The 21,068-nt window shown below is 70.2% G+C and carries 23 protein-coding genes and 1 pseudogene; 15 read left to right on the top strand and 9 right to left on the bottom strand.

All coding sequences use genetic code 11. The features are described 5' to 3' along the window. The first annotated feature begins 1,040 nt into the window (after window positions 1-1,040). From IE251_RS37170 to IE251_RS37145, 6 genes are all read left to right on the top strand, one after another. Window positions 1,041-1,799, top strand: coding sequence for a hypothetical protein (locus tag IE251_RS37170; RefSeq protein ID WP_373302100.1), 759 nt, complete (start codon window positions 1,041-1,043; stop codon window positions 1,797-1,799). Beyond that, a complete protein-coding gene (locus tag IE251_RS37165) occupies window positions 1,796-2,269 on the top strand; it encodes a helix-turn-helix domain-containing protein (protein ID WP_189757351.1) in 474 nt (157 codons plus the stop codon). Before IE251_RS37170 ends, IE251_RS37165 begins: the two co-directional genes overlap by 4 nt. A gap of 323 nt (window positions 2,270-2,592) precedes the next feature. Continuing rightward, window positions 2,593-3,075, top strand: a complete 483-nt coding sequence (gene kilB / locus IE251_RS37160) for a plasmid transfer protein KilB (protein WP_189757350.1) — start codon at window positions 2,593-2,595, stop codon at window positions 3,073-3,075. Window positions 3,076-3,279: 204 nt separating this feature from the next. After that, a complete protein-coding gene (locus IE251_RS37155) occupies window positions 3,280-3,534 on the top strand; it encodes a hypothetical protein (RefSeq protein WP_189757349.1) in 255 nt (84 codons plus the stop codon). A gap of 41 nt (window positions 3,535-3,575) precedes the next feature. Then, window positions 3,576-4,016: a RapZ C-terminal domain-containing protein gene (locus tag IE251_RS37150; protein ID WP_189757348.1), complete on the top strand. Its 441-nt coding sequence runs from the start codon at window positions 3,576-3,578 to the stop codon at window positions 4,014-4,016. A 50-nt stretch (window positions 4,017-4,066) separates the two neighbouring features. After that, entirely contained in the window at window positions 4,067-4,447 is a 381-nt protein-coding gene (locus tag IE251_RS37145; protein WP_189757347.1) for a hypothetical protein, read from the top strand. 168 nt (window positions 4,448-4,615) lie between these two features. Here the strand turns inward: IE251_RS37145 and IE251_RS37140 are convergent, their stop codons facing one another. Next, the gene (locus IE251_RS37140; RefSeq protein WP_189757346.1) at window positions 4,616-4,873 is read right to left on the bottom strand and encodes a hypothetical protein; all 258 of its coding nucleotides are present in this window, start codon (window positions 4,871-4,873) and stop codon (window positions 4,616-4,618) included. Next, window positions 4,863-5,105: a hypothetical protein gene (locus tag IE251_RS37135; protein ID WP_189757345.1), complete on the bottom strand. Its 243-nt coding sequence runs from the start codon at window positions 5,103-5,105 to the stop codon at window positions 4,863-4,865. The genes IE251_RS37140 and IE251_RS37135 overlap by 11 nt, the downstream gene beginning before the upstream one ends. A gap of 123 nt (window positions 5,106-5,228) precedes the next feature. On the opposite strand from IE251_RS37135, the gene IE251_RS37130 reads away from it, so the two are divergent. Beyond that, window positions 5,229-5,648 carry a hypothetical protein gene (locus IE251_RS37130; RefSeq protein WP_189757344.1) on the top strand — a complete coding sequence of 140 codons (420 nt, stop codon included), beginning with the start codon at window positions 5,229-5,231 and terminating at the stop codon, window positions 5,646-5,648. 340 nt (window positions 5,649-5,988) lie between these two features. On the opposite strand, the gene IE251_RS37125 is transcribed toward IE251_RS37130, so the two are convergent. The 3 genes from IE251_RS37125 to tpg (IE251_RS37115) form a co-directional block, all read right to left on the bottom strand. Beyond that, the gene (locus IE251_RS37125) at window positions 5,989-6,996 is read right to left on the bottom strand and encodes a PIN domain-containing protein (RefSeq protein ID WP_189757343.1); all 1,008 of its coding nucleotides are present in this window, start codon (window positions 6,994-6,996) and stop codon (window positions 5,989-5,991) included. Window positions 6,997-7,215: 219 nt separating this feature from the next. Continuing rightward, a complete protein-coding gene (locus tag IE251_RS37120; protein ID WP_189757342.1) occupies window positions 7,216-8,001 on the bottom strand; it encodes a hypothetical protein in 786 nt (261 codons plus the stop codon). Between the two features lie 103 nt (window positions 8,002-8,104). Next, window positions 8,105-8,797: a telomere-protecting terminal protein Tpg gene (gene tpg / locus IE251_RS37115; RefSeq protein ID WP_307784872.1), complete on the bottom strand. Its 693-nt coding sequence runs from the start codon at window positions 8,795-8,797 to the stop codon at window positions 8,105-8,107. On the opposite strand from tpg (IE251_RS37115), the pseudogene IE251_RS37110 reads away from it, so the two are divergent. The 3 genes and pseudogenes from IE251_RS37110 to IE251_RS37100 all read left to right on the top strand — a co-directional run bounded on the left by IE251_RS37110 (window position 8,796) and on the right by IE251_RS37100 (window position 10,574). After that, window positions 8,796-9,281: pseudogene (locus IE251_RS37110) on the top strand (DUF6233 domain-containing protein). The gene tpg (IE251_RS37115) and the pseudogene IE251_RS37110 sit on opposite strands and share 2 nt — an antisense overlap. 94 nt (window positions 9,282-9,375) lie before the next feature. Continuing rightward, complete coding sequence (locus IE251_RS37105) at window positions 9,376-9,864, top strand: hypothetical protein (protein ID WP_189757341.1); 489 nt, start codon at window positions 9,376-9,378, stop codon at window positions 9,862-9,864. Between the two features lie 287 nt (window positions 9,865-10,151). After that, the gene (locus tag IE251_RS37100) at window positions 10,152-10,574 is read left to right on the top strand and encodes a hypothetical protein (protein ID WP_189757340.1); all 423 of its coding nucleotides are present in this window, start codon (window positions 10,152-10,154) and stop codon (window positions 10,572-10,574) included. A 73-nt stretch (window positions 10,575-10,647) separates the two neighbouring features. Here the strand turns inward: IE251_RS37100 and IE251_RS37095 are convergent, their stop codons facing one another. Then, a complete protein-coding gene (locus IE251_RS37095; RefSeq protein ID WP_189757339.1) occupies window positions 10,648-10,995 on the bottom strand; it encodes a hypothetical protein in 348 nt (115 codons plus the stop codon). Next, entirely contained in the window at window positions 10,992-11,873 is an 882-nt protein-coding gene (locus IE251_RS37090) for a hypothetical protein (protein WP_189757338.1), read from the bottom strand. Before IE251_RS37090 ends, IE251_RS37095 begins: the two co-directional genes overlap by 4 nt. Before the next feature lie 744 nt (window positions 11,874-12,617). On the opposite strand from IE251_RS37090, the gene IE251_RS37085 reads away from it, so the two are divergent. The 5 genes from IE251_RS37085 (at window position 12,618) to IE251_RS37065 (ending at window position 17,945) form a co-directional block, all read left to right on the top strand. Next, window positions 12,618-13,547 carry a hypothetical protein gene (locus IE251_RS37085; RefSeq protein ID WP_189757337.1) on the top strand — a complete coding sequence of 310 codons (930 nt, stop codon included), beginning with the start codon at window positions 12,618-12,620 and terminating at the stop codon, window positions 13,545-13,547. Next, entirely contained in the window at window positions 13,544-14,227 is a 684-nt protein-coding gene (locus IE251_RS37080) for a hypothetical protein (protein WP_189757336.1), read from the top strand. Before IE251_RS37085 ends, IE251_RS37080 begins: the two co-directional genes overlap by 4 nt. Then, window positions 14,224-14,664: a hypothetical protein gene (locus tag IE251_RS37075; protein ID WP_189757335.1), complete on the top strand. Its 441-nt coding sequence runs from the start codon at window positions 14,224-14,226 to the stop codon at window positions 14,662-14,664. The genes IE251_RS37080 and IE251_RS37075 overlap by 4 nt, the downstream gene beginning before the upstream one ends. Window positions 14,665-15,142: 478 nt before the next feature. After that, on the top strand, window positions 15,143-15,649 hold the full coding sequence (locus tag IE251_RS37070; protein ID WP_189757334.1) for a hypothetical protein: 507 nt from the start codon (window positions 15,143-15,145) through the stop codon (window positions 15,647-15,649). Between the two features lie 160 nt (window positions 15,650-15,809). Beyond that, complete coding sequence (locus IE251_RS37065; RefSeq protein WP_189757333.1) at window positions 15,810-17,945, top strand: tetratricopeptide repeat protein; 2,136 nt, start codon at window positions 15,810-15,812, stop codon at window positions 17,943-17,945. Window positions 17,946-18,270: 325 nt separating this feature from the next. Here IE251_RS37065 and tpg (IE251_RS37060) read toward each other — a convergent pair whose 3' ends face one another. Both tpg (IE251_RS37060) and tap read right to left on the bottom strand, forming a co-directional pair. Then, on the bottom strand, window positions 18,271-18,828 hold the full coding sequence (tpg, locus tag IE251_RS37060) for a telomere-protecting terminal protein Tpg (RefSeq protein WP_189757332.1): 558 nt from the start codon (window positions 18,826-18,828) through the stop codon (window positions 18,271-18,273). A 6-nt stretch (window positions 18,829-18,834) separates the two neighbouring features. Next, a complete protein-coding gene (gene tap, locus IE251_RS37055) occupies window positions 18,835-21,048 on the bottom strand; it encodes a telomere-associated protein Tap (RefSeq protein ID WP_189757331.1) in 2,214 nt (737 codons plus the stop codon). Window positions 21,049-21,068: the final 20 nt, after the last annotated feature.

Below are 21,068 nucleotides of genomic sequence, written 5' to 3'. Positions count from 1 at the left end.
GCTCCCGCTCCGCGTGAGCGGATGCGGTTCGCTCCGCTCACCGCTAGGCGGCACGCGCTCCGCGCTCCCCGCCAACCGCAGGGCATCCGGCCCGCGTTGCGGGCCGGGTCCGGCCTCCGGCCGGACCAGTGGCCTCCGCTGCGCTCCAGCCACCCACCACCCCACCGCCTGACCCCACGTCACCCGCCGTACCACCAGGTGCGCCACGCTCCGCGCGGCCCACCCACGGGCCTGACGGCCCGAGCAGCAGCAAGAGGCAGGGGAGGGGGGGTGACGGGCCGTCGGAAGAGTGAGAGGCCGGACCACCGGGACGGGCGTACCTCCATCGGGTGATCGGGTCCAGTTAGCGTGCATCATTCTCTGGAGCTAGATAGAGTCTGGAACCAGCACAGCGCACCATTGCTAGCAAAAAACACCCGCGAATTTGACTTCTGCTTTCACCGAAAGTCAGCACAGATAGAATTGGCCAAATTCACCTTCGCCGCATTGGCCTTAACCACAGAACGGAACCTCGGAAATGGGGAACTCGGAATTCGGCGTGCGGAGGTACCGGAGCCGAACGGCCCCTCGGGCCGGGCGGCGGAACCCTCGACGGCACCCGCCACGCCCTTTTTGCTGCTGGTCCGTCACGGCCAGTACCGCCCGAGACTCAGAGCCGCTGGTGCCGCCTACGGTCCGCGCGGGCCCACGGGCCCGCGCGCGAAGCCGCCTCAGCTACGCCGGGGTCCGGCCGGCGCCTGCGGGTCGACCTCAGCCACCTAATACTTACGCAGATCAAGAACCCGCAGGTCAGCGGCCTGCACATCCGGCGATCTGTCACTCCAGGAGGTACACAACGTTTGCGATATGTACCTCCTGAGTAGTCACATCGCCGACCAAATGTCAGCCACGTCGACATTTTCAGGCTCGAAACGTCAGCCAGACCGACGTTCGCGACGGTGTCCCGTCGAGCGGTCTGCCGTCGCCTGCAGGGGGAGATCTGTCCCCCCTGGGGGGACACAACACGCCGGAACGTCAGTGAGGCCGACATATTTGTCGGCGTGGCTGACATACTGCTGGCGTCCAAGATCAGCGGAGTGGAGAGCAGCCTCGTGACACCCGAGCCACAGCGCCGTCGTCCCGCACCGAAGCGCGCGGTGCGCCGTACGGAGCTGCCCCTCGGTGATGAGATCCAGGCGTGGTCCAAGCCGGTTCAGCCGGTTGAGGACCTCGACTCGGTCGCTCGCCGCTACCCGCGCCGGAAGCTCTCGCTCAGCAGCGAGCGCAAGCCGATGGAGTTCTACGACACCCCGGAGCGTCCCAAGGCGTTCTCCATGGACTCGCTGGAGTTCTTCTTCCTGATCGCGCAGTACTTCCGCGAGGCCCTGCCGCTGCGGCTGATCCTGCTGCTGATCGCCTGCCAGAAGGCCGGCGGGCAGATCCGGCTGACGCAGGAGGAGATGGCGACGGTCCTGGACGTGCCCCGAGCGAAGATCAATGAGGCGCTGCAGGAGGTCATGAGCCATGGCATCGTCTTCAAGGTGCGCCGCGGTGTCTACCAGTTCAACCCGCCCTACTCGTACCGTGTAGCGGAGTTCATCCCGGGCACGGAGCTGGTGGAAGCCGAGTACGTGCAGGTCGACCAGGACCAGACGATCGCGAAGATCCGCAGGGACGAGAGCCTGCCGGATCTGGTGCGGTTCCCGTCGCTGGAGCACATGCGCGAGGCGATCGAGGAGCTACGGAAGAAGCGGGCCGAGGAACGCGCTGCACGCCGGCTGGCCCGCGCGCAGCGCCAGGAGGAGGGATCAGCCCAGTGAGTACCTTGAAGTGGTCGGCGACCAACGCCGACGGTCTCCTCGCCGACCTGGACCTACCGCCCGCCGCCTACCGGGCACTGCTGAAGCTCCGGGCACGCAGCGAGGCCGGCGGCCGCATCGCGATGGACCAGGCCACCCTCGGTCAGCTGCTCGGGCTCAGCCGCCCCAGCGTGAACGCCGCACTGCGGGAGCTGGAGCTGGCCAAGCTCGTCAAGAAGGTCCGCAACGGCGTCTACCAGATCAACCCGATGCTGGCCGGCTACAACTCCCCCGAGGACGCCCTGGACGCCGTCAAGGCGATGCCCAAGGCAGACCGGCTGGACAGCAAGACCTACGTGGCGGACTACCACCGGGCCGTCGCCGCCTACCAGGACCAGCTCGCCGAGCAGCGCAAGAAGCGAGCGGCCGCCGCCGCTGCCAAGAAGGCCGCGGCCGCCAAGAGGCGCGGTTCGCTGCACGCCGTCAGCTGAGCAGGCCAGCACGCTCGCACGGTCGTCGGCGCTGCACCCTCCACCGGTGCAGCGCCGATCGCGTTCCCTGTGTCGGTGCCGACACCGAAGGCCCCCGTCCGGGTGGACAAAGGTTCCCTGGTACAGGGCCAAACAGCTCGTCAGCAGCTCGGTCGGCGTAGCGCGGGCAGCGAGTGTCAGATCCGTACGCGCGCTTCCCGCCAGCGGGAAACGCGCAGCTCGGAAGCGGTGCGAAAAGAATCATGAGCGGCCCCCTTCCCCTGACTGTACAGATTCCCATACAGTTTCTTCTGTACGGGAATCCATACGATCCGGGAGTCGCCGTGTTACTCACCCTGGTCACCGCCGCCCTCGCCGTCCTCGGCACGCTGCTCGGCTCGATCGTCTCCGGGCGCTTTCAGGAGCGGGCCGCCGAGCGCGGCGTCCGCGTCAGCCACGGCGAGACGATCCGGCGGGACCGCCTGGAGGCCGTCACCGCGCTGGCCTGCGCCGCCAGCGACCACCGCCGGACGATGTGGATGCGCGGCGACGCGATCCTCAAGGGCGCCGACCACGAGCGGGTCCAGGCCCTGCGCAGTGAGAGCCACCTGACGCGCTCCCAGGTCACCCGGCCGCTGGTTGCGATGCGCGTCCTCATCACGGATCCGGCCGTGCGCGTCGCCGCCGACCACATGGTCACGCTGACCTACGCGATGCGGGACCACTTCGGCAGCACCGAGGAACTCACCGCTGCTCGCGAGGCCGCGATGGTCGCGCACGACGAGTTCGTGGACACCGCCGCCCGCTACCTCGCCCAGCACGCCTGAGCGCTTCACTGCCGTGCCACCGGGCGGCCGGCCCCGGAATGTCATCGCTCTCCGGCCACCCGGGCGCGCCACCACCGAGACCTTCCCACCGCGTATCGGATCGGAGTCCTCACGGAGCAGCAGTCGAAGGCCCTCGCCCGGATCAGCAGCGTCGAGGCGGCGGCCGAGCGGGCCGCCGGTGCCACGGGCGGTGAGGGCCTGGCCGTGCTCGCCCCGGCCGCGGCCGCCGCGCTCAACCTGCTTGCCGACGCCGTCCGGCGTGGCGGCGCCGACCACGACAACATCGTCCAGGCGCTCAAGGTAGCCGGTGTCCACGAGGCGTTCGCCGGCGTCTTCGACGCCGCCTCCGAGCGGGTCATGGTGGTCGCCGAGGACCCGTACGACTTCGACGTGCGGTTGCACGCCGACAACCTGGCCGGGGCCGCGGGCGCCGTCCGGCGCGCCTTCGAGTGGCTCTAGACCCCCGTCCGCACCCGTCACTGCCCCTGGGAGGGCTTCTGATGGTCACCGTGGTGATCACCTCGTTCGGCTACCTGCACGGCCCGGAGCCGGCCGCCCGCGTCTGCTACGACCTGCGCCACCAGTTCCGGGACCCGCACCTGCGCCCGGAGCTGCGCTACCTCACCGCCCGGGACGCCCCGGTGCGTGAGGCGGTGATGGGCACCGACGGTGTCCTGGCGCTGGTGCACGCCATGGCCGCCACCGTGGACGCCTACCTCGCCGGGCCGCGCCAGGATGAGCCGTTGACCGTGGCCGTCGGGTGCGCGGGAGGCCGTCACCGCTCCGCGACGGTGGCCGACGCGCTTGCGGCTGTCCTGTCCGGTGATGCCGAGAGGGCCGCCGCGCACCTGGTTGCCGACCTGGCCGAGCGGTACACGGGGCGCGGTCTGGCCGTCGACCTTCACCACCGCGACCTCGACAAGGACGTTGTCGACCGCTGAGAACAGCACCCCCGCCCCTGTCCGACCCGCACCACCAGGAGGAGAGCCCGGTGACCACCGAGCCCGAGCACACCGACCCCGTCCCCGACCTCACGATCCCGCTGTCCGCCGCCGACGCCCAGGCGCTGGGCGACGACGTCGGCCAGCTCGCCGAGCGGTTCGGTGCCGTCCTGCACGGCCTCGCGCAGCTGCGCGCCGGCGACGCGAGCCTCGACGACCTCGAGACGACCATCGCAACATCCGCCGACCTGCTGGACCGGCTGGGGGGCATCCAGAACGCCGCCGTCCGTCAGCACGCCGCAGAAGGCGGCTCGTACGGCGAGCTGGCGAAGGCCATGGACGTCAAGCGGGCCACCGCGCAGTACCGCCGCGACACCCTGCTGAAAAACGACCCGAGCCCCATGGAGCGGTGGGCCACCGGCAGCAACTGACCGCCGTGCAGCCGGGTCTTCGGCCGGGTGCTGCACGGATCCGCTGCTGCACGAGCAGCACCCGTGTGCCGCCCGGCTTCCGGCCTCCCGGTGCAGCACCCCTCGCCCGCCGTGCAGCAGATGCAGCAGCGCCCCGGACCGTCGCGGTCCGGGGCGCTGCTTGCTGCTTCAGGCTTCGACGTACGCCACGATCGTGATCTGCCGGAGGGCGGTCACGTAGTAGATCACCCGGACCCCGTCGACGTCGTCCACGTAGTCGCGCAACAGGGTGCCGGGCACGGGGGAGCCCAGCTCTGGGTTGACGCTGATCGCGACGATCGCGCGGTCCAGGCGGTGCGTCTCGGCCGCCGTCAGCTTCTCCAGCTGGCTCAGCGCGGGCTCCACCAGGACGACCTGGGACCGGCGCGGGCCGTGCTCAGGCGACACGGCGGGACTGCTGCTCGTCGGCGAGGCGCTCCAGGTGGGCGTCGCGGGCTTCCTCCCACAGCACACCGGACTCCGCGGCCGGGTAGCCGTTCTCCGCGATGTCCTCCAGCACCGAAGCGAGGACGTCGACCTTCGCGCGCTGGTCGGCCGCATACGCGCGGATCGACGCGGCGGCGTTCTCATCGAGGGGCTGACGGTCGGGTACGGGCGCGGGGGCCGGCTGCTGGCTCATCCGGGGCTCCTGGACGGTTGCTGGCGTGTGTCCTCACCGTAGCGCCGGCGCGGGGCGCGCCGGGACGGTACGGACGAAACCCGGCGGTGCGCGGTGGCGCCCGGCGGGGAGGACCCTGGAGGTATGCGCACCAAGGACGTCCGGGTGGGCGAGACGTACCGCTGCGAGGTGCCCCTCGCGCTCCCGTGGCGGCGGTACCGGCCGGAGAAGATGGGCGACTCCTGGTTGCCGCTGAGCTGGCTGCGCGGCACGTACTTCCTGCTGTCCGTGGTCGACGTGGACACCGCCGCCCGGACCGCGCACGGCCTGGTGATGAGGGCGAGCCCCCGGATCACGGTGGAGCTCACCGAGGATCAGGCACGTGAGGCCGGCCTCCCGACCGGGGGCGGCTATCAGGTCTCCGGGATGCTGCTGGACGCCGAGGGCGAGCCCGTCGAACTGCCCCGGATCGGCACGCTCACCGTGCCGCTGCGCTGGTTGCACCCGGTGGACACGCCCGTCTCCCTCAGTCACCACGACGCCTCGGTCCGGCAGATCCCCTGACCCGGCCCCACACGCAACGTGATCACCCCCGGAGATGCTGTCACGCTGTCGCGCCTGTCACGCGAAAACGGCCTCGAGAGGGGTTCCGGGCCGATTCCGAGCCTCAATGCCCGAATTAGTTGGCTTTTGCTTGGGTGCTGTCACGCGCCATCCCGGCGACGTGACAGGCAGCGCAACAGGACGCGTGACACGCAGATTGTGACGTTCGGTGAGCGTGACAGGGTGCGTCTAGCACCCGGGCAGCCGCCCGCACCGGCGGGCCGGGTTGACCTGTCGCATCGAAGGTTGAGCGATTCTCATCAAAGGTTGAGTGAGGACACGGTGCAGGTGAGTTCTCCGGTTACCGGCTGCCGAGGCGGCCGACCTGCCAGTGCCCCCGGCCCGTGACGTCCACGAACATCGCGTGGGCGGTCAGCACATCCCGGACGGCGGCCATCCGCTCGGTGTGCCCGGCACCGGGAACTGCCTCTCCCAGGCTGTTCACGATCGCCGTACGGGTCAGAGGCTCCCGCGACCTGACCAATGTCCGTGCGACCCGATGCAGCAGCGTGTCGCCGGGCGTCCCCAGCTCCGCCTGCCGCCACCGGTCTTCCCCGCGGGCGTGCCGCTCGGCGTGGGCGGCCATCCGCGCCGAGACGTGTTCCAGCATCACCGGCCACACCGGCTGCCGCTGCGAGGGGACTCGTGGGTGCTTCTGCTGCCGCCAGTACAGCGCTCCGCCCACAGCCCCGGCCACTACTGCCGCGGCCGCCAGACGCTTCGGGCTGCTCTGCCGGATCACCCCTTTCACCACGTGCTCCGTGAGATTCAGGAAGACGCTGGCCTGCCGCTCCAGGTCGATCATCTTGCCCTCCGTCACCCCCACGTCCCCGAGGGCCGAACGCAGTTCCCGCCACTCCTTGGACGCGAGCCCGCTGTCGACCAGGTCCGCATCGGTCCCGATGATGACTACCGGGGCGATCACCCCGGCCAACAGCAGCATCGGCACATCGGAGGCATCCCGTCCGGCGAGAACGTGAGCCTGCGGGGTCATCGGCAGGCCGGCGGTGTCCACGACGTAAAGAACAGGCGCGTACCGGGACTGCCACAGCTCCAGCGCCCGCCCCAGGTCGAACCGCCCGCCCTCCTGGTGCCGGTCGGCCAGCACCCGCGGCACCTCCTCCCACACGTGAACCGGGATCAGACACCGCACCGTCCCCGCCCGCGCCCCGGCGACGAACGACGACGGGTCCCGCCGCCGGGTGGCCGCGATGATGTCTGTGGTCAGTACGGAGGTGTCAAGCAGCGCGCGGCGCAGCGACCTGCGCTTGTACAGGGTGCGCCGTATGGACGGCGACAGCTCGTTCATCTGCGCATCGTAGTGCGGGCGTTGACCCGGTCGGTGCGGAATTCCGGCGCCGTGCGCGGGCTGCATCCACCCCTCTAGAGGGCGCTGAGCCCTACCGCCAAAACCGCTCCGGCGCTCCTCGGACCCTTACAGTCCCTCGGCCGTCGGCCGTCAGGTCCTCGTAGCGGGTGCCGCAGCCGGTCACCTCCGCCCAGGAGGCCACTACGCGGTCGGCCGCGCTCACCGTGCGCCGCCCGTGCCTGCCGGGTCGGTAGGAGCGAGGGCGCGGTCGAGCCAGGCGGCGAGCGCGTTGGTAGCGGCCGGGTCGGCCTGGGCGAGACGGGCGGCGAACTCCAGCTCGCCGTCGCAGGCTCGGGCGCCGGTGCGGGCGAGTGCGGCGAGCAGGGCAGCGTGGGCGCGCACCGCCGGGGGCAGGGAGCCGACGGCGGCCGTGCGCGCGGCCGGTTCGGCGTAGTGACCGGAGTGGTCGGCGAGGGCCTGCGCCAGCCAGTTGTCGACCTTCGGACAGCGGTAGTCGCCGCGCTGGGCCAGGAGGTTGCGGGCGGCCTCGTCTCCTGGCTGGCTCTCCACGGTCCGGTCGAGCCGGCCGGCTCCGGCGAGCGCGGCGAGTTCGTCGGCGCGGGCGGCGAGCTGCTGCTGGGCCTTCAGGCGCTGCTGCTCGGCTTCCTCGGCCCGCCGGTCGGCGGCGAGCTCGTCCTGGGCGACGGCGTCGGTCTGGGGGTCGTAGACGCCGCCGGTGGCGGCGAGCAACAGTGCGATGCGCTCCCACTCGGCTACTTCGGCCGGGCCGCGTTCGTTGTCGGCCAGGTCCTCGCGGTCGCGGTCCATGTGCTGTTGCAGCCGGGCGTCCTCGAGCGCGACTGCGGCCTCGGTCGCGGTCATCCCGGCGGCGCGGCGGCGTACCGCGCGGCGGCCGACCTTGGCCTGGTCGACCGGCTGGCGGGGCGCGGCCGTGCCGGGCGCCGAGAGGTGCCGGCGGCGGGATGGGGGAACAGGGGTGCTCACGGAGCCTCCCAATCGTCGCGGAAACGGGTGACAAAATTCCCGGCCGTCGGGCGGGTGCGCGGCAGCCGTAGACAGGTTTATAGCAGCCGGGTATTCGGCGCGGTCAGAAATCTATTTGGAGGTATTCGACGTCCCGGAAATCAGCGCGCAGGCCCGCGCGAGCTGTCCCTCCCTCGCGGAAATAGGACTCGGTGATGGCCTCAGCGAGCAGCGGTTGCAGCTCATCGTCCGTCGCTCCACGCTCCTGCGCCTCCAGGATCCGGGCGGCGTGCGAGGGCGAGACAGCGGTCATGATGTCCCGCACCCGGGCGTCGTCCGAGGTGCCGTTCGTGGTGAAGCCGAAGGTGGCCCGGCAGGTGATGACAAGACCGCCGGAGGTCGCCGCGCGCCGCCTCGCCTGCGCCCTGACCTGCGGTTGCCATTGCTCCTCGGTCTCCTGCGTCAGAACCTCCCGGAGGCGCTTGTGAGGCTTCGTGGCGTCTCCGGCGAGGTAGCGCTGCACCGTGCGCCGGGACACGCCGAGGCGCTCGGCCAAGGCCTGCGTCGAGCCCTTCACGCGCGTGCGAAGGAATTTCATCTGGGCTCGCGGGGATTTCGGGGCGGGGCGGGTGAACACGGCGCGCTCAGCTCGTGCGAGCGCGGCGCGGATCTTGCCGGGGCGCGAGGCCGGCGGCGCTGTGGTGTCGTCCATGCCGCCCAGGACACGCCGGGCCGCCTGTGGACAGAGGCCGATGATCTGGCACCCGCGCGGGTGACGGCGCTCGAGGCGGGCGGGGCTGCCTACCGTGGTGGCCATGATGACGACTCCTGCGGACGGCATGCCGGTGCCGGTGCGGGTGGTCCTGCCGGACGGCCAGGAGCTCACCGCGCGCCTGTGGGCCCGGCGCGAGACGCCTCGCGGCTGGCTGTACGACGGCGACGTCCAGGCCGCTGAGTACCGGGTGTGGGTGCGTGCCCCCGAGCACGTCCGGCCGGTCGACGGCGCCCCCTACGATGTGGTGCCCACCGAGCGGCTGCCGCCGCCGTCGGCGGTGCGCGAGGTGCTGGGACCGCGCCGGCCTTCGGGGTGGGTGCTGTAGAAGGCCGGCGGCCGCGGGCCCGGCGGCGCCGTGCTCCACGCCGTCGACTGCACCGAGGCCCCGCAGAACGCGCCGCTGCTGCCCCTGGAGCGGGCGCTGGACGTCGCGGAGCAGCCCGGCACCCGCCTGTGCTCCCTGTGCGGCGCGGCCGCCGAGCTGGACCCCGTGCTGCGCGGCTTCGACCGCATCGACGGCGGCTGATCTCCACCCTTGCGGGTGACGGCGCCCTGGTCGGCGTGGACGCCGGGCCGCTACGTTCCCCCTGACCTGGTGATCGAAGGGGGAGGGCGTGGGGATGGGCGAGCAGCGGGACGCGTTACGGGGACTGCGGGTCCTGATGTGGGTGGTGATCGCCATCGAGGTGCCGGTGTACCTGGTGTGGCTGGTCCGGGTCGGCTACTTGACCGGGCAGGAGCTGCCCCGTGGCGACGTCGCGCGGTGGGCGCCGCCCATGCTGCTGCCGCCGGTGGCCGTGCTGTTCTGCGTGATGGCGGGCTGGACGTGGTGGCTGAGCGTGGTGGCCCGCACCCGGTCCCCGCTGCGGGAGGGGTGGATCGTCGCGTCGCTGGTGTTCGTCGCGGTCAGCTCGGTGTTCTGCGGGGTGGCCTCGGTCGACGACCCGTCGGTGTCGGTGGGCCTGCTGAGCGCCGCCGTGACCGGGCTCGGCATGATCGGGCTGTTCTTCATCCCGGTCGCCGCCTCCCGCCAGCTGCCCGACGTCATCCGCCGTCGCGCGGCCGAGCGGCGTGCCGGTGCGGGCCGGCCGGGGCTTGACGACGCCTGATCGCCCGGACCGGTACGCCGCGGGGGATGTGCGTATCCAGGAGATGGCGACGGGCAACAGGACGACCCCGGCGGGCCGTGACCGCACGGCCAGCTCGGGCGTTGGACACGGCAGCGCGTGCATGAACATCCGACCCCCGCGGATACGCGTATGAGGCCCCGCACCGGCGCAGCAGCGCAGGGCGGGGCCTCACGGCATCCGGTCACGCTGGTCAAACCCTGGGACGGACAGACCGCCCCGGCCGTACGGTCGCACCAAGTCCAGTAATGACCTGCCCAGGAGACGTAGTGATCCCTGCACAACACCCTTACGAAGCGCACTACAAGCAGGAAGAGGGCGGCCGCACGGTCTACAGGAGCAAGCCCGTCATCGCCTGGGACGACGAAGGCCAGGCGCTCGTCGTTGATGAGCGCAGCGGTCGACTTGTCCCGGCGAACAACGGCCGCACCTTCACCGGCCTCTCGGAAGGCGGGCACCCCGTTGTCGCCGCTATCCCTGGGGGTGGGTGGAGTGCTCGGTACAAGCAAGAGGACGGCTCGTCCAACGTGGACCCGCTGGTGGCCTGGACCGTGCGAAGTAACGGCACTCTCACCCCCGTCGACACCGACTCCACCGGTGTGTGCGGCGACGCCACCGCAGTGGGCAACTTCGATGGCCTCGTTGCCCCCGGAGCTGAGGTGCGGACGGAACAGCAGGGCAGCTCGGCATGACCAGGCTGTTCTTCACCGCGGCCGCCGCCTCCCGCCGGCTGCCCGGCGTCATGGCGGAGCTGTCCAGTGGCCTTCACGAAGAGGTGCTCGCCGTCATCGACGCCGTGGCCGAGGCCCCGCCCTTGGACAGCGCTGCGCCGATCACAGCGTTCGGCGCTTCGTGCTGGGGCACTTGCAGCGTGGCGAGCGGAGTCGTCGAAGTCCTGGATGCCGGATCGGCTGGCTGACGTTGGTCAGCGGCCGGGCCGGGGCGGTCCATGGCCCCGGTCCGGCCGGTCTCACCGGTCGCAGGACTCAGCGTGGTGTCCTGCGTGCGGGCCTGTCGGCGCCAGCGGCGTTTCATCCAGCCGGCCAGCGCCACGATGAGTGTGGCGCCCAGGCTCCCGAGGAATTCGGGCAGCGCGGCGGAGAGTATGTTCACTTCAGTCTCCGTGCGGTGCGGTCTGCCGCCGCGGCCCGGTCCATGTGGCGGTCGCCCAGTCTCTTGAGCTTGCGCCGCACCCTGTCTCCGAACTGTCGCTCGTAGCTGAGTTCCCTGGCTACCGAACCCCAGGAGTCGCGGGCCGCTGACCACTCCAGGGCGAGGGCCTGCTCGGCAGGTCGCATCGCCTTCAGCACCGAAGCGATCCGCGTGTCGAGCTCGTTGGACAGCAGCTTCTGTTCGGGGGTGCGGTGATCGACCAGCAGGTCTTCGACGGTTCGGGTCGCGTCAACCGGCTGCCCCAGCAGCAGGGTCCGCTTCCCCCTTGCCTTCCGCTCCCACAGCGGCTGCAGCTGGCTGTGGTGCTCCTCCGCCTCACGCTCGAGCACGTCCTTGACGTAAAAAACACCGTCTCTGCATGCCAACAGGTCGACCCAGTCCCCTAACAGGGCCATCTCCACGGCTCCGCGCCAGCGGCCGGGGTGCCGGCCCAGTACGTCTTTGGTGAACGCGTCGACAACCTCAGCGTCGCCCTCAAGAGCGGCGTTCCGTGCGAGGAACGCTTCATGTACATGTGGATGGAACACGACCAGCACGTGCGGCCGCCTGAGCACGGCATCCAATTGCAGCAGAATGAGTGCGAGGAATTCGGCACAGCGACGGGGTCCGAAGATTTTCTTCGCCCGGTCCTCAGCTGAGGACTGCGTCTCTCCTTCCTCCGGCCGCAGTTCTGCCAGCGCGGCTGTTAGTTCGTGCTTGTACTTGCGGAACTCCTCGATCACTTGGACTGCCAGATGGATCAGGTGCTCGCGATGGCAGAGCCTGCGGCCGTCGGCACCGTCTATCTCTGCGTGGAACGACTCGAGAGTCTGCTCCATAGACTCACAAGCTGCACGAACGCGGTCCTGCAGGGAAGTTGGATCTGGTCGGGGCGGCGTGTTCACGTGGAACTCCAGCGGTGTCAAGGCGAATGAGGCTTCTCTACCTAGGCCCGGGAGCGCCCTGGTCCGGCAATAAATCTTGCATCCTCCTCTGTGATCTGCGTCATACCATCTCTGACCTGGGGCGCACCGCCGGGCTCGCCCTCCGGCATGCCCCCGGAGGAAATGCGCGGCCGTTCAGATCCGCGTGGAGCTGCTGCTGAAGTTCATGGACACCGCGATGAAGGAGGACGAGACGGTGGAGACGCTCGCCGGATCGAGGCGCTGAACGCTGTGTCGTACGAGGACTACCAGCAGGTGGGGAAGAAGCTTGCCGAGGAGAGGCCGCCACTGGCTGATCCTGCGGCGGCATGTCGCTGGGGCTCCGGACCGGCGCGCGGTTCGGGGCCCCAGCTATGGGCGGGTGATCACAGCTCGATGTCGAGCCGTTCCACGTCGGTGAACTCCACGCCCAGGTCGTGGGCCCTACCGCGCCTGGCTCGCCCGGGTGAGCAGTACGTCCGCGACCGCCGTAGCGACGTCCTGATCGAAGCCGCCCCCGGCAGCGTGAAGAAGTGACTCCTTCTAATCGTAAATTGCTTTGATATGCGATAAGAATATTCACGCGTTTTAGTGACTGCTGGGCCGAATGAGTGAAGAGCGGGCCTTGGAATGTCAGTCCCCATCTCTACCTTCGGCGCCATGCACGAAGAATGGGTAGAACCCTTGGCGCGGGACACTGCGAGACGGGGGTTCACCGAGGAACAGCTGAAGCGGGCAAGGAAGTTCGCTGGCCTGGACCACAGGTCTACACGCGAGCGGGTGACCGCCCGCCTCGGCCTGGGAGACGTATGCGCGGAGATCGTCCACGGGTCCCAGGCGGCAGCACATTCCACTCTGCTCCCCCTGGCGCAAGAACTCGGTTACGCAGTGGGCACGCTCGTGAACTACTGCCGTACCTCGTCCACCATGCCGGCATCCCTGCGGGCTCGGATCGAGGGCACCTCCGTGGCTGTGCCCTGGTCCGCACTGGTGGACTGCTGTAGCGCTGACGACGACGACCGCAAACGCCGGGTGAAAGTGCTTCTCGAGCTCCTCGATGAAGCAGAGCGGCGCGGAGCGGCGCTCTTGAATAGGGACACCTATCGGGAACGAATCGGGAACGCCGGCCACAGTGAGTCCATCACTCCGTCGCTTGTGGTGGCCCAGCTCGCTCGGCCAGACGTGCAGAAAGCAGTCGTAGCGCACATCGCCAGTGACGCTGCCGCCACCAAAGCCCTCGTGAGTTCGGGCGCTGTGCGTGATCTTCTCCGCGCCGACCCCCAGCTTGCCGACGTCGTGCGCAGCGCGCTGCAGACCCGGCAGGAGCGGGCAGCGGAGGCGGTGAGACAGCTCACCGGCCCTGAGGAGGAGGATCCGCGAGCCGCATGGGCTGTCCGCTTCTTCGACCAGGTACATAAGTCATCCCGCGTCGTTCTGGAATTCCCTCCCGAGGAGTTTGCCGACATCGACGACCCGGACGTCTGGGACTCGATCGAGATGCTCAGGGACAGCGTCAACGACTGGACTGAGCGCGTCCTCCAGGTCCGCCCCCGCTCTATCCGACTCGTGCAAAGTGAGGAAACCGCATGACCACTCACGTGTCCGCCGAACCCCGGGGTCGCTATTCCAACAGAGTGCGTGACCCGCTGGACCGCGAAGTACTGCGCGCCATGAATGCGGGCGGATCGGAAACAGAGCAGCGGGCCCGGCTCTTCATGAATGTGTCCGGTCAAAAGTACAACCCCGAATTTGCCCCGCTCCTCGACAAGCTGCTCAAGTCGGCCTGTAGTAGCCGATACTCGAAGATCAAGTCTGATCTTGAGATGGCTGCGGCCGCCATCGAGGACGTCACCTCAGATGGTGATGGCCAAGTGCCGAAGCAGCGGTCAAAGAAGGGACCGACAGTCATCGGTATCACGACCGTCGATGAGCAGGGCGTCATCGAGGACAAGTCGCCTCGGCAGTTGCTGCTCGACGAGGTCGACGAGCTGGAGAAGGTTCTGCCGGAACTCGCCGCCGCCGAGGCCGCCGAGATCAGCCGACTGCGAAAGATCGTCAAGTCGACCAACGCAGACATCCGTCGCCGAGAACAGCGCCGCCGGCGCTTCAATGCCCTGCGTAGCAAGGAGCGCCTGGACCGGCTCCGCGCCACGATCGAAGAACCCGGTGTGATGATGACACTGCCCGAGCACCTGGCCCGGACCGACCTGACCCTGTTCGGCTTCGACCAGGAGGACGTGTCCCTGCTCCAGGAGGCCGCCGCACAGTGAGTGAGTCCTGCTGGCACCGCGGGTGGAAGAACTGGGGCCGTGCGACCGAACTTCGTGGCCCTGACCGGCGCAGCGACTGCCTTCTGTACAACGGATGGCGACTGGAGATCCAGTCACGCGCGCTCGGCCCGGACGAGTTCCGCTCCCGCGAGCAAACAGCCGACGCCTGGCTATTCGACGGCCGCAAGGCCTACACCGACCACCGTCTACTTCTGCAGGAAGATGACCGCGTGGACATCGTCTTTCGCTGGCAGCCCTGCTGGCCGACCCTGCAAGCCTGCCGACGCCCGGTATACATCGACATCGGCGAGCACGTTCTCGCCGTCCTGTGGTGGAACTTCCATGGTCGCTGCGCCACCGGGGCAGCCAGCCGCCACTCCCGAAGCGCCATGCAGAGCTGGATGAAGTACGGCATCCCGCTCATGCCCAGTACCTAGTCCAGGAAAGGGAGAGGCGAGCCGCCCCCTCGGCCCCGACGGCGCGGCTGCCGGGGCCGAGGCATCGTCGGACGTGATCGCGAGCGCCGGAGGCAGCCCGGCTCGCGATCAGCAGGTGGGCGGCCCGGGACGGCCTTAGCCCGATCCACCGACCGAGCTCCTTCGCGGTGATCCGCGTGCTGTAGCCAGCCGACACCTTCACCATCAGCACCACGGCCGCCAAGCGCACCGGATCAGCCGCACCCCTTCAGACCCGGGTCCGACAACAGCGCGGCGCACCCCGCCAGCAGCCACGCTCGACCGCCGTACCGAACCCGATCGCCACCGCTGCGGTACGGCTCGGTGGCGGGCCACGCATGCTGTCGGGACCGGGAACTCCCCGTGGCTGCTGAACGTGTTGCGGGGTGACGGTTGTGCGGTCGCTCGGTGTCTCCAAGGCGGTGGGCGGCCATCCGCGGATACGGAAAGGGGCAGGAGCATGTTGGCGGAGGCGTTGACGGCGTTGGCGGCGGCGGGTGGCGGCGCGGTGGTGCAGGCCGCGGGTACGGACGCGTGGAACGAGCTGCAGCGGCGGGTCGGGCTGATCTTCGGCCGCGGTGATGCCGCGCGGGCGCAGGCCGAACTCGAACGGCTCGAACACACCGCCCGGGTCCTGGTTGCGGATGGTGCGGGGGACGCGGCCGCGGAACGGCTGCGGCAGGAGGGTCTGTGGGCCGGGCGGTTCGAGGCCCTGCTGGAAGGACTCGACGACGCCGGGCGCGACCGCGTGGCCGGGGAACTGCGCGAGCTGCTGACGTTCGTCGCCGCATCGACCGGTGATGCGGCCGTCGCCACGGGGCGGGCGGTGGCGCATGACGGGGGAAGCGCGGTCACCGGTATCAAGAAGAGCGGCGGAGCCCTGGGCCCGGCGCGGGCGGTGCACACTGGGGACGCCGAGGCCACCGGGGCGGGCTCCAGCGCCGTCAGCGGCATCGTCAACGAGTAGCCCCGGTACGCCGGAATCGGTAAGGGATCCAGAGGGGGGCGGCATGGTCCGTTGGCCGTGGCGCAAGGACAGCACGGGCGCAAGCGCGGACCTGGCTGTGCGGGCGGATACGGGCGGCACCGGCCAGGCCCCGCCGGCCGACGGTAGCATCCGGCCGTCCATGGCGCCCGGACCGGGGGGGACGTGGCAGGAGGTGCTGCGCAGCGGGGACGCGACGGCCACCGGCGGGGGGATCGCCGTTTCCGGCATCTACAACTCCACCGTGCACCTGCCCCCCGGGGAGCTGCGGGCTCCCGCCGAGGTGGAGGCCCGCGCGGGTCTGGACGACCTGCCCCACGGGCCGGGTCTGTTCGTGGGACGCGGCAACGAACTCGCGCGGCTCGACGCCGCCCTCGCCGCTCCCGGTGTGGCCCTGGTTCAGGCCGTGCACGGGCTGGGCGGGATCGGCAAGAGCACCTTGGCCGCCCACTGGGCCGCCACCCGCCCTCACGGCTACGCCCCGGTCCGGTGGATCACCGCCGACAGTCCGACCGCTGTCCGGCAGGGTCTGGCCGACCTCGCCACCGCCCTGCAGCCCGTCCTGGCCAGAGCTCTGTCGGTCGAGGCGCTCGCCGAGTGGGGCCTGCAGTGGCTGGCCTGCCACACCGGCTGGCTGATCGTCCTGGACAACATCACCGACCCCGGCCACATCGCCGGCCTGCTCGGCCGTGCCCGCGGCGGCCGGTTCCTGATCACCAGCCGCCTCGCCACCGGCTGGAGCACTGCGGTCACGCTGGTCCGCCTCGACGTCCTCCACCCCGAAGAATCCCTCGCTCTGCTCACCAGGATCGCCACCGCAACGAGCCCCGCGCGCAACCTGGACGGTGCTGCCGACCTGTGCGACGAACTGGGCCACCTGCCCCTCGCGGTCGAACAGGCCGCCGCGTACCTCGCACAGAACCCGCTCACCACCCCCCGCACCTACCTGGAGCTGCTCGCCCGGCACCCGGCGGCGATGTACCGGCAGGGTGCAGCCACCACCCCCGCCGAGCGGACCATCGCCCGGATCTGGAACATCACCCTCGACCGCATCACTCACCTCCAGCCCCAGGCCGCCGGCCTGCTGCGCATCCTGGCCTGGTACGCCCCCGACCAGATCCCCGCCACCCTGGCGGTCCGCCCCGACGACCCACCCACCATGCACACGGCACTCGGCCTGCTGACCGCCTACAACATGGTCACCGCCGACCCCGCCACCCAGACCCTGGCCGTCCACCGCCTCGTCCAGGCCCTCGCCCGCACCCCCGACCCCGACGACCCCCACCGCAGCCCTACCCTCATCGCCCAGGCCCGAGACCGGGCCACTGTCAACCTGCGCGCCGTCCTGCCCGCCGCCTGGACCACTCCCAACACCTGGCCCGCCTGGCGCACCCTGCTTCCCCACATCGTCGCCCTCGCCGAGCACACCCCGCAGGACACCGACACCACTACCACTGCAGAAATCCTTGACCGCACCGCAAGCTTCCTCAACAACCAAGGCCAGCCCAACCGCGCCATCACATACCTCCAACGAGCTCTCACCGACCGGGTGCGGGTGCTGGGCGAGGACCACCCGTCCACCCTGACCTCCCGTAACAACCTCGCCAACGCCTATGAGTCGGCGGGGGATCTGGGCCGCGCCATCGCCCTGTACGAGCAGACCCTCACCGACAGCGAGCGGGTGCTGGGCGAGGACCACCCGTCCACCCTGACCTCCCGTAACAACCTCGCCGGCGCCTACGAGTCGGCGGGGGATCTGGGCCGCGCCATCCCTCTCCTCGAGCAGACCCTCACCGACCGGGTGCGGGTGCTGGGCGAGGACCACCCGTCCACCCTGACCTCCCGTAACAACCTCGCCTACGCCTACAGGTCGGCGGGGGATCTGGGCCGCGCCATCGCCCTGTACGAGCAGACCCTCACCGACCGGGTGCGGGTGCTGGGCGAGGACCACCCCGACACTTTGTTCTCCCGTAACAGCCTCGCCAACGCCTACAGGTCAGCAGGGGATCTGGGCCGCGCCATCGCCTTGTACGAGCAGACCCTCACCGACCGGGTGCGGGTGCTGGGCGAGGACCACCCGTCCACCCTGACCTCCCGTAACAGCCTCGCCAACGCCTACAGGTCAGCAGGGGATCTGGGCCGCGCCATCGCCCTGTACGAGCAGACCCTCACCGACAGCGAGCGGGTGCTCGGCGAAGAACATCCGATCACGGTGACGGTCCGAAACAATCTCACCGCAGCCCTTGCTCAGCGTGACGCCCGCACTGGGCCGTGCTAACCGCTGTGTCACCTGCGAACCTCATTGCGAGGCAGACGAACTTACTGCACGGGATCGGGTGGCGGGCAAGCAGACTACAGCTGCGGTACGGGAGCCGCTCACCCGAGCCGCCACCGCCCTCGCCCCGCTCGTGCCTGCTCCGACCCGGCCGTCGTCGCCGTCGACGACTGCTGAACGCCTTGTCCGGCACGGAGGGCACCACCCGCCTGGCGGCGTTGCGGGGCCGTCAACGCTGCCACCGTGCCGTGGCTGTCCTGGCGGGCACGCCGCCGTGTCCCCGGCAGCTGCCATGCCGGGGACACGGCGCTCGTACAAGGAGCATGGCCTACAGCTCGATCTGGATGTGCTCGACGTCGGTGAACTCCACGCCCAGGCCGTGCGCGCGGGTGTTGCTGGCGCGGAAGTACATCTGGGCGAGGCCGTCGGCGGCGATCTGCTGGAGCTGCTGTTCGGTGGCGCCCTGCTCCCGGGCGGTGAAGAGGCGGTCGGCGAACTCGGGTGGCAGTGCCTGGGTGATGTCGCGGATCCGGGCGTCGTCGGTGGTGCCGGGTGCGGCGGTGAACCCGAACCTCGCGCGTGTGGTGACGACCAGGCCGTCGGTGGAGGCCGCCTTCTTCTTCGCTTTCGCCCGCACCTGCGGCTGCCAGCGCTTCTTGACCTCGCGCTCTATGCGGCCGCGCAGGTCCTGGCGGGGCCGCTTGAGCTTGCCGGCGACGTAGCGCTCCACGGTGCGCTGTGAGATCCCGAGCGCCTGGGCGGCGGCCTTGGTGCCTTTGAGCTGCTTGACCAGGTACTTCATCTGCGCCTGGGCGCTTTGCGGGGGGCGGCGGGTGAACGCCGACTCCAGTGCGCGGTCCAGGCTGTCCCCGAGCGAGTCCACCATCGTGGGCTACTCCCCTTCCCCGGCCGTCTGGTCGGTCTTGATGAGGTTGGCGATGTTGAAGACGCCGCCGTGTTCCTCGAACTGGGCTTCCGCCCACAGGACGGTCTGGGTGCCCTGGTGCTTGACCATGCCGGGCGAGACGCCGAGCCGGAACGTGCCGGGCGCCGGTGTGCCCTCGGGGGAGTACGGGAGGACGTCCAGTGGGGACGGTCCGGGTGAGGGGTAGACGATGGCGTCGGTGCCGATCGCGACCGGGTAGATGTCGGCTGCGGCCGCCGTCTTCATCAGCTTGCGGTGCAGGCCGACGCGCTGGGCCGCGAGCACGGCGGCCCGGATGTCGGGGCGCCACGTCTCCCGGTTCAGCGCCGGGTAGGGCTCGTAGTACGGCACCTGGCCCCGGCTGCGCTGGCGCAGCTTGCCGATGGCGCCCTTCGCGGTCGCCTTGATCGCGGTCTCCAGCAGTGCCATCGTGGGGTCGACCTGCTTGCGCCGCGCCATCGCCTCAAGGAACTCGCTCCCGGTGAGGTCGGTGGTGACGCCCATGTCGGCCATCGTGGCCACGTAGGCGTCGCGCAGTCGCTTATACCAGGGGTCCAGGTAGCGACCGGTCTGGGTGCGCACGTACGCCTCGATCGGCGCGACGTCGAAGCCGAGCTCCACCGCGTAAGCGACGGTGGGCGTGGCGTACCAGGCCGGGCCCTCGGGCCTGTCGCCCTTCGGCGTGAACGGGCTCGGGAGCCGCTCTCCGTCGAGGGTGCGGCCGTTGATCTGGACGCGGGACAGGTCGACGTGGCTGAGGTCGACCAGCCACGAGCCGGGCAGTGCAGGATCGAACTTCGGGTTGCCGGCCAGGTGGGTGGGTCCGTTCAGTCCGACGGTGAGGCCGTTCGCGGCGGCGGCGAACGACATGTTGAGGTCGATGACGACCAGGTACGGGTTGGCGCACTCCTCGTCGGTGAGCGGCCGGCACCAGTCGTAGGGTTCCTCCATCAGCATCTCGGCCGGGGTGCGGATGTGGTGCCGGGCGAACTTGCCCTTGAGGATCGGGTGTTCGTCGGGGACCTCGCACTCCACCACGGGGTAGAGCTGGGTGAGCGCGTCGTCGTTGTCGGCTCGCTTGAACTCGCCGGTGGCCGGGTCCTTCTCGGCGCGGGTCGGCGGGCGTAGTGCGGTCATCAGTTCCAGGCCGGTCGTCGCGGTGCTGCCGCGCGGCGTCATCACCCGGGCCGCGTACAGGCCGAGGTAGCGGGCGAGGTCGGCCGGGTGCATCGTCGGCAGCTGCGGGTCGTCCTTCTTGTCCCACTCGCGGGCGTCCAGCGCGTTCCAGGGCAGGATGCACAGCTGGACGCAGCGCCGCCTCGAGCCTTCCGGGTCGCGGTAGACCCGGGCCCACGGTCCGAAGCCGCGCTGGGTGAGCTGGAGTCCGGCCCGCTGGATCTGCTTGACCACCTTGTGGCCGGCCGACAGTCGGCCCGCGCGGCGTTCCTCATTCGACAGGGCGGTGGGCAGGCCGTAGCGCTCGAGCGCGGCCGCGGTCAGGACGAGGATCGGGTCGGCGTCGCGGCCGTGGCGGTGCAGCCGGGCCTGCCCGAGGCGGGCCTCGGTCAGTGTCCAGTCGACCAGCGCCGGGATGCTCTTGGCAGGCACGTCCAGGACCAGGCCGCCGACGCAGTACGCCGACACCTGCCCGTCCTCGCAGTGGATCACCGCGAGCGGACCGTTCTCGAAGCGCGGGCCGACGGCGGCCGTCGACACCGTGGTCTTCCTCGCCATCGCCTTCTTCGCACCCGGGCGCCGGGACGACGCGGCAGGCCTCGCAGCGGGCGCCGGTCGTACGGCAGCAGCCGGGGGCGCTGGCGCTTCGGCCGCCGGGGTGGGGACGGGCGCGGGGCCGGTGAACGCCTCCGGCACCGTCGGCGCCGGAGCGGGGGTGGGCGCGTCGGCGGCAGGGGCGGGGAAGCGGGCGGCGAGGCCCTCCAGGAGCCGGGCGTACGCGGCACGCTTGGGCGGCCGCGGTTCGGTGACGCCTGACTCCCAGTTCCCGATGGTCTCCCGCCGGCTCTTCAGAGCCTTGGCGATCTGTTCCTGGCTCAGCCCGGCGGCCTCGCGCAGACGCTTGCGCTCCTCGGGTGCCGGGAGATCGTCCTGAGCGACCTCTTCCAGCAGCGCGTCGACGGCGCTGAACAGCTCGTTCTCAGTGGGCACAGAGCTCACCTCCATGCCGCATACTACCTCAATCA

This window comes from Streptomyces eurythermus (assembly GCF_014649115.1).
Classification (GTDB): Bacteria; Actinomycetota; Actinomycetes; order Streptomycetales; family Streptomycetaceae; genus Streptomyces; species Streptomyces eurythermus.
The sequence above is the reverse complement of the archived record's forward strand: the minus strand, read 5'-3'. Positions and strand labels throughout refer to the sequence as shown.